A 7,512-nucleotide genomic window follows, 5' to 3' on the forward strand; every position below is an offset into this window, starting at 1 on the left:
CTAAAAAATAGTCGCTGTCAGTGCCATGGTCGAATGTTCAACACGCCCTAGTAAGTTGTGATGAAAAAAGGAAACGTCAGAACGTTTAGTAGTGATAGCTAGAGTAGGTCATCATAGATAAAAGCAGTACTAAAGGCAAAAAATCAGCAAGTCTCTCATATAAGAGAATACTTGCTGATAGGTGACTAGATTGCTTATTATGCTGTGCGTTCAAGCAAAACTTGTGCTTGTTGCTTTTGTTCGCTATTGCCCTGTGCAATAACCTCATTGAGTAAGCGCTTGGCACTGTCGTACTCGCCTAATTGTAGATATTGATTTGCCAAGTCTAAAGTGACTTGATTGCTATCTAATGATTTAACAAAATCAAAATCTGCGGCAAAGCGTGAGGAAAAGTCTTCTGCCGATTCCGCCGCTTCAGGGGCGCCATTTACCTCAAATTCAACTGGTGCAGTGGTAGAGATGAAAGAGGCGGGTGCTTGAGAGTCTGATACAGAATCAGTATCTGCGATATCAAAATCGTCATCTATCATCGTATCGTCGTCGAATCTTAACGGCGCAGCTGGCGCGATGTCTGACTCTTCAAGATGAACGACTTCAGAGTCATCACTGATCAGTTGATCTTCAAAATTAAACTCTGACATTCCACTATCTTCAAGCGTGCTACGGTCAGAAGCAGGGCTTTCAAAATCAGTGTCTTCTAAAATAAAGTCATCAATCTCACTACTCTCCTTAAGAGAAGATAGCTCGCTAGCGTCTAGTGTATTATTCTTATCTGATGCATCTAGGCTGTCTAAAGATAGAGTAAAATCATCGGAGATATTTTGATCATCACTGATAGACGTGTCTTCGATATCATCAGTGACAGCGCTATCTTTATCGGTATCGGCTGCTAGGTCATCAAAATCTAAGATGAACTCGTCCTCCAACTCTAACGCGTCACTTTCATTTTCTTTGACATCTAATGCACCAGAGCGTTCAGCCGAAAGGTCTTGGGCAGGCGTGTCAAAATCGAACTCAAAGTCACTAAGATCATTGTCTTCAGTGACGTCATCTGTAAGAGTATCCACGCTATTATCGGTAGAGACAGAACGTTCATCATCCGGCAGAGACAATGGTGTGACAGGAGATTCAACAGCAACTTCAGGCTCATTATCTTCTAGATCGCTCAGTGTCAAATCAAAGCTATCTTCTATATTGGAACTGACATTATCAAACTCGTTCGATAATACTGGGCTGTCAATAGAGTCAGCCGTTACAGTATTGTCATTCTCCTCAATAGCAAGACCATCTTCAACAGAAGAGGTATTAGACTCGGTTGCTGTGTCGTTGTTTTGCTCGGCGGTAGAGAGGTCAAAATCTAGGCTATCAAAGTTATCATGAGTGTCGTCCGCTACTATTTCCGGTGTAGCTACTGGGCTTGGTTCGCCAACGTACAAATCCTTAAGCTCATTAGCGAGTGTGATGGTCTTTGCGTCATTATGCGCTTTAATAGTGTCATAAACATTATTGAAGTTTTCAGGTTGATCCAACGTAGCATACAAGCCCAGTAACTTAAGAGACAGCTGACTATCGTTAGGCTTCTCACTGAGGCCACGATTGATGGTTTCAATGGCTTTGTCATAGCGCTGCTGATCTATAAAACGCTGTGCAATCGTAATGTGATCAAACTTATTGCTATCAGTTTGAGCGCTTTGAACAGGCGTACCATGATCTACTGTCGACGTGGTAGCAGCAGTACTTCTTCCTAAGCTTGCAGGCGGCGGTGCACTTTGCTTTTGTGCTTTATTTTTGCGCAATAAAAAACCAGCGACTAACAGGATAAGCACCAATCCGGCGATGATATATAGCATATTGTCCATAGTTGTTCCTACTCCTAAGATCACAGCATATTGCGTTGATCCGTTAGGCAATTATTGATTGCGTAGTTTTTTGAGACGAGCTTGTAGCTCAGCCAGTTTTTGATTTTGTAATTGGAGCTTTTTAGTATAGTTGTCCAGTGCGCTGCTGGTCTCTGACAAGCGCTGAGCTTGGGCAGCTGCCTCTTGTCTAGAGGCTTTGAGCGTTGCCAATATGTCAGTGCTTAGCCCATTACCTTTATCCGCTGCCGACTTTGTTTGGGTGCCGTCTGCATTACCATTACGGCCTGGGGCAAGGACAGAAAACTGTGCTTGCGGTAGTGTCTGGGTCTTAGTGGTTGGTTTTTTAGAGACACTTGCGGCTTGAGAGACATCAGCTGGTTTTTTAGACGTCTTTTGCGCTGGCTTTTTTGGCACAGGTGTATTCGCTCGGCGGCTATATTGTCTTTGAGCACTAATGGCTGCTTCTAAGCTTTGCTGTGACGGTATAACATCGTAGCTAGGTAAGCGAAGCTTAGCATCTGCTTTTAGTTGGTCAGCATCTTGATTGATAAAAGCATCAGGGTTCTGTGACTGAATTTGTTTCATCACAGTCGACGTGTCTAGGTTGTTTTCACGTGCGATCTGCTGCGCGATCATCCACAAACTATCATTGCGTTGTACTTGATACTGAGTTGTTGCATGATTTGTTGTTTCATTGCCAGTGCTCATTGAGCGACTGGGCACTTTAGCTGGTGGAGGCAATGCTGTGTTATCAGGTATATTACTGCCTTGAGCCGTGGCAATCACCGTATTGTTGTCATCGATTTTACTTATCGGAGTTGATGGAATAGGTGAACGGGCGACCATCTCATTGTCTGCTTTACTGCTAGGTTGTATTTGACGTGTCACCTGTATATTTAAAATATCAAGCTGCTTATCCGTATTGGGCTTCACCGCTGTCATTGCAGTAACTTCATCTTTACGAGAACGAGCATTGGCTTGCTCATTAGCTGTCACGATGTTGCTATTCATGGTAGTGCTATTATCAGTTGCATTTAGAGAGGCATTGTTCGCGCTATCTACTGAGCGCTTGCGATTATCTTGAGCGCTTGTCTGATTAAGATCATCTCCCATGTCAGAATCACTGTTCAAGCGACCATTATCGAGGCGGGTAGGCGCATAAGCGAGACTACTGGCCTGCGAGGCAGTTGTTACTACGGGAGCCTGAATGTTGGGTGCTGGCAACTGAGACGCTGATAATGGCGTCGTTGATGCGGTTGGTGCTGACAAATTAGGTGAGGATACCGCAGGCGTAGAAATCAGTGGCGGCGGCGCGCCTTTTCTAACGGTTAAGGGCATGGCCGTACTGGCAGACACACTAGGGAGATCGGGTTTTTGTGCCCCTGTAGCGATATTTTTTTTAGTATTAATGGGTACGCTGTCTTTTAATGGCATTAATAAGGTTTTTGGTACCATATTTTGCCGACCATTATCATTAATCGCTAAAACGACATCAGCAAAAGGCTTAGACACAGGCTGTGATGTGGTAATAAACACCTGACCACTGGTCGCCGAAGTAGGCTGAAAACGCACTGTCATAGAGTCAGTGGGCGTCAATCCCATTTGTCGGTAAATGGCTGAGTTGGCAAGACTGGCAGAAAAGTCAGCTGATCGAATGTTACTGACGATAATACTTGCCGAAAGAGGCTCATGCTGGGCTGAAGTGACCACTGTTTTACCAATAGTTGCCGCTTGCACACTCGGCACTAGGGCTGTATAGCCTACAGAACATAGTAGTGCCATTGATACCGCGCGATGTACAGTAGTCAAGCGACGAGATAGATGACAAGACATGAGCAGCCCTTTAGGATAAATAAGTTGTCTTTGCTGTTATAACAAAATACCGTTTAGTTTACCAGTTTATTTCACAACTGTTGTGTCCAATGCACAAAATGTCTTTATAGGCGTCAATCAGCGCGTTTATCTAGTAGCATCGCGTCGCCATAACTAAAGAAACGATATTGTTTTTCGATAGCGTGTTGATAGGCGTGTTCTATTGACGATTTACCAGAAAATGCTGATACGAGCATCAGTAGCGTAGACTTGGGTAAATGAAAATTAGTTAACAGTCGATCAATAACACCAAATTTGAACCCAGGATAAATGAATATGTCGGTATCTCCTGACCAACTAGAGAGCGCGTTACCGTCAGTGGCAGTCTGTTGATATGCTGTCTCAAGAACCCGTGTCACCGTGGTACCAATCGCAATAACCTTGTTGCCATTAGCGTGCGTTTGATTAATCAGGTCCGCAGTCGCTTGCGGCAAATGTGCATATTCACTATGCATCGTGTGATTGAGCAAATTATCTGTTTTCACTGGCGCAAAAGTACCAGCCCCGACATGCAAAGTGACAAAAGCGGTATTGATACCTTTCTCGTCAAGCTTGCTGAGTACCGCCTCATCGAAATGTAAGCTTGCTGTCGGTGCAGCCACGCTAGCAATCTTATCTGGATCGTGAAAAACGGTCTGGTAGCGAGTATTGTCCGTGTCATCAGCATGACGCTCAAAATAAGGGGGGATAGGCAGTTCACCGTACAGCTCTAGATGAGGCAAGATTGGCGCATCAAACGCCAAAATAAATAGGTTATCTTGACGACCAATCATTGTAGCGCTCATGTGACCATCGGCAAGCTGTAAGCGTTGACCAAGCTTGAGCGCTTTACTTGCTTTCACATGGCAAAGAGCAATATGCTCTTGGTTGACTGGTTCATCATTGGTATCTTTTAGGTGCAGCAGAGATGCCGCTAAGTCTGAGATATCGACTAGACGCTCAATAAGCACTTCAAGTTTGCCGCCAGTATCCTTTTGGCCAAATAAGCGTGCTTTCATTACCTTGGTATCATTGAAAACAATCAGATCCCCTGCATCCAATAAGTCAGGTAATTCAGAAAACAGGCGATCTTCCACACTATTAGTAGTGGTGGACTGACTGTTGGCTGGCAAGTATAAAAGTTTTGATGCAGAGCGCTGCGCTAATGGGTAGCGCGCAATCAAGCTATCCGGCAGCTCATAATCGTAGTCCTCAACGCTTAGATAGTCCAAGACTTCATCAGTATTATCGGTATCAGTTAAAGCATGAGCATCAGTAGAGGCGGTGTAAGAGTCGGTCATAATCAGTCTTTGAATGGGTTGGGATTTTGGCACAATTGTAGCAGAAATGCCCTTACGAGAGGATACTTTGCTTTGTAGTAAGCCACTATATAAAGTGATTTTTTATCATGAATAGCCTAAGCAAAAAAAATAAGTGATGTTTATCGAGCACAAGTACTTTGATCGATACTGAGTAGAATTATTCAAATAAATTTAGCTGGGGTAACAACTCAGTGGCGGGTGCTAACGAAGAAAAAGTCACACCAACCAGACGGATAGGCAGTTGCCGCGGGATATCTAAAAACAATTTATCGAGCCAGTAATGGGCAGATTCGGCACTATCAAATGTCGTGGAGAGCGTATGTGAGCGGGTGATTTGAGTAAAGTCGGCGTATTTTATTTTAAGAGTGATGGTATGAGCGACGAGCTGCTTTTGGTGCATCTGAGCAAAGGCATCAGCATTTTGCTCATAGATTTGTCGGCGCAGCTCATCATCATCACTCAGGTTATCTCTGAATGTGGTTTCTGAACCGACAGATTTATGAGTGCGCTCAGATTTGACAGGGCGTTCATCGCGGCCATGAGCAATATCATGATAAAACTGCCCACGTTTACCAAATTCTTGTACCAATACCTCAGCGGGCAATCGCCTCAGATCAGCGCCATTATCAACCCCCATCGCATGCAAGCGTCTTGCCGTTGCTTTACCAATACCATGAAACCGCTCAATGGGTAGGGTACTAATAAAGTGATCCGCATCTTGTGGCGTGATGATGGTTGTACCATTAGGCTTATTGATGTCAGAGGCAATCTTGGCTAGCATCTTGTTGAACGAGACACCAGCAGAGGCCGTCAGACCCGTATGCGCCAAGATTTGCGCGCGCAGCCAGTTGGCCATCAATGTCGCTGAGCCTTTATGTACAGACAATCCTGTAACATCGAGATAAGCTTCATCCAAGGACAGTGGCTCGACGCGGGGCGTTAAGCTATGCATAATTTTGCGAATATCGCCACTAACCGCTCGATAGACATCAAAGCGCGGTCGTACAAATATGACATTGGGGCAACGTTTGCGAGCTTCATAGCAAGACATGGCTGAGCGCACACCAAATTGCCGCACCTCATAGCTGGCAGCAGCAACCACACCGCGACCATTTGGATCGCCGCCAACCACCAATGGTTTACCACGTAGCTCAGGAAAATCACGCTGCTCTACACTGGCATAAAACGCATCCATATCGATATGAATGATTTTACGAGGTGCTGTGTCAACAGGATGTGTCGTGATAGAAGCGGTCATACTCAATATTTTACCTGATTTAGAGGCAGGTTTTTATTACCAATTGTTAGGTTTGAAAGCAGATTGTCTTTGGATAGGAGTCAAACCGTATGAATGTCAAACATAATACATATCAATAATTGAATACATCATGAAATTATGTATAGTAAAGAAGGCGGCTTAATACACGCCTTAGTAGCATTAGTGAACAGTTATTTTTGAAAAAAATATTTTACTCAGACCCAAGCCAAGCATGCTTATTTTTCTAAGCCGTTTGTCTTAGTAGATAGGCCATTCATCATGAATCTGATGGTCTTTTGTCACGGTCAGTGCCTTATAGTTTTACACTATAAGTATTCACAGTAATAGGCACGGTAACAAGAGTAGTTAACGCCTCATATATTTTTAGTACTATAAAAAGACGTTGTTTGTAGCGCTCATACCAAACTTGTGTATTGAGTACTGGTAGATTAGCTCTTTAAAAACATATCGTTGCTAGAGAGTTCAGAACGACCAAGGAGCAGAAAATGAATAACGAATTGAAAGGGAGTGACTTAACACGGGCAATGCTGGCACGCGGCGAGAGACAAATATGGTGCGCAGTTTGTGATGACAGCGACGAGCAAGCGATGATGGATCATTGTGGTAATGACTTTACCGCGTATATTGTGTCGTTTCGTAATGGGTCTTTTTATTGCAGTGCTGGCATGCCATGGAGCTATGCCGTACCGATTAAGATAAATGTTGTTAGAGAATCTGAAGTAGCGATGTAAACAAAGAATATCACAGCTATAAAAGTAACAGACACAAAAAAAACCTCCGAAAAGGGAGGTTAGATTGTACTGCTATATGGTACCAGTGGTCGGACTCGAACCGACACGCTTTTAAAGGCAACGGATTTTGAATCCTTTGGCTATCTCAAATAACTAGATATACTTAACGATAATAAGCAATGAGTAGAAATAAAATATAATTATAAACAATGACTTAGGGTTAAATTGACTATATTTAGCTATAACTAAAAAGATGTAACAATATTTTTCAAGTATCAAATAAGTATCAAAATTACTTTTAAAAATTGGTTTGTTTAACTGGTTTTAGATCTAGTCGTTAATTTCAATATGATGAAGCGCATTTATGTAACGGACTGCGATTCAGTTAAGAGTACCAAAAAAGTTATCAGCAGATTATACCCCACTCTCAACTTGAAATAAGCAAATCAAACTGAAGAGGCGGGTTACCA

General features: G+C 43.3%; 5 protein-coding genes. 1 reads left to right on the forward strand and 4 read right to left on the reverse strand.

Going from position 1 to position 7,512, the window contains the following annotated elements; genetic code table 11:
* Positions 1-197 precede the first annotated feature (197 nt).
* The 4 genes from L0G63_RS13005 to dinB form a co-directional block, all read right to left on the reverse strand.
* Positions 198-1,859 carry a FimV/HubP family polar landmark protein gene (locus L0G63_RS13005; RefSeq protein WP_301451032.1) on the reverse strand — a complete coding sequence of 554 codons (1,662 nt, stop codon included), beginning with the start codon at positions 1,857-1,859 and terminating at the stop codon, positions 198-200.
* Between the two features lie 51 nt (positions 1,860-1,910).
* Complete coding sequence (locus L0G63_RS13010) at positions 1,911-3,692, reverse strand: peptigoglycan-binding protein LysM (RefSeq protein WP_301451033.1); 1,782 nt, start codon at positions 3,690-3,692, stop codon at positions 1,911-1,913.
* Between the two features lie 113 nt (positions 3,693-3,805).
* Positions 3,806-5,011: a tRNA preQ1(34) S-adenosylmethionine ribosyltransferase-isomerase QueA gene (queA, locus tag L0G63_RS13015; protein WP_301451034.1), complete on the reverse strand. Its 1,206-nt coding sequence runs from the start codon at positions 5,009-5,011 to the stop codon at positions 3,806-3,808.
* A 178-nt stretch (positions 5,012-5,189) separates the two neighbouring features.
* The gene (dinB, locus tag L0G63_RS13020; RefSeq protein ID WP_301451035.1) at positions 5,190-6,290 is read right to left on the reverse strand and encodes a DNA polymerase IV; all 1,101 of its coding nucleotides are present in this window, start codon (positions 6,288-6,290) and stop codon (positions 5,190-5,192) included.
* A 506-nt stretch (positions 6,291-6,796) separates the two neighbouring features.
* On the opposite strand from dinB, the gene L0G63_RS13025 reads away from it, so the two are divergent.
* Complete coding sequence (locus L0G63_RS13025) at positions 6,797-7,042, forward strand: hypothetical protein (protein ID WP_301451036.1); 246 nt, start codon at positions 6,797-6,799, stop codon at positions 7,040-7,042.
* Positions 7,043-7,512 lie beyond the last annotated feature (470 nt).

The organism is Psychrobacter sp. (assembly GCF_030454045.1).
GTDB lineage: Bacteria > Pseudomonadota > Gammaproteobacteria > Pseudomonadales > Moraxellaceae > Psychrobacter.